At 53.3% G+C, this 649-nt stretch carries 6 tRNA genes; all 6 read left to right on the top strand.

The window, feature by feature from the left end:
* Positions 1–65 precede the first annotated feature (65 nt).
* The 6 genes from ACJ2A9_RS23705 (at position 66) to ACJ2A9_RS23680 (ending at position 592) form a co-directional block, all read left to right on the top strand.
* Positions 66–142 (top strand) — tRNA-Met (locus tag ACJ2A9_RS23705).
* A 9-nt stretch (positions 143–151) separates the two neighbouring features.
* A tRNA-Asp gene (locus ACJ2A9_RS23700) sits at positions 152–227 on the top strand.
* A gap of 20 nt (positions 228–247) precedes the next feature.
* Positions 248–323, top strand: a tRNA-Phe gene (locus ACJ2A9_RS23695).
* 9 nt (positions 324–332) lie between these two features.
* Positions 333–417, top strand: a tRNA-Tyr gene (locus ACJ2A9_RS23690).
* 12 nt (positions 418–429) lie between these two features.
* Positions 430–503: transfer RNA gene (locus ACJ2A9_RS23685), tRNA-Trp, on the top strand.
* Between the two features lie 13 nt (positions 504–516).
* Positions 517–592 (top strand) — tRNA-His (locus ACJ2A9_RS23680).
* Positions 593–649 lie beyond the last annotated feature (57 nt).

Raw genomic sequence — 649 nt, 5'->3', positions numbered from 1 at the left:
AGGCGGGTTAAACCGCGCGGGGGTTCGAATCCCTCTTCCTCCGCCATTATTATACTTTTTATTATCGCGGGATGGAGCAGTTCGGTAGCTCGTCGGGCTCATAACCCGAAGGTCATAGGTTCAAATCCTATTCCCGCAACCAAAAAATTAAGGACCCGTGGTGTAGCGGTTAACATGCCTGCCTGTCACGCAGGAGATCGCCGGTTCGATCCCGGTCGGGTCCGCCATTTATGTTTCAAAATCATATGGCTCGATAGCTCAGTCGGTAGAGCAGAGGACTGAAAATCCTCGTGTCGGCGGTTCGATTCCGTCTCGAGCCACCACTATAGAGTGGAGGGGTAGCGAAGTGGCTAAACGCGGCGGACTGTAAATCCGCTCCCTCAGGGTTCGGCGGTTCGAATCCGTCCCCCTCCACCATTCTATAGATTCAGGGGCATAGTTTAAAGGTAGAACTACGGTCTCCAAAACCGTCAGTGTGGGTTCAATTCCTACTGCCCCTGCCAGGACGGACACTTGGCGGTTGTGGCGAAGTGGTTAACGCACCGGATTGTGGTTCCGGCATTCGTGGGTTCGATTCCCATCAGCCGCCCCATAAATACTAAAATAATGGGCTATAGCCAAGCGGTAAGGCATCGCACTTTGACTGCGA

This window comes from Anaerobacillus sp. MEB173, from assembly GCF_052119505.1.
In the GTDB taxonomy this organism is placed as follows: Bacteria; Bacillota; Bacilli; order Bacillales; family JBJMAU01; genus JBJMAU01.
The sequence above is the reverse complement of the archived record's forward strand: the minus strand, read 5'-3'. Positions and strand labels throughout refer to the sequence as shown.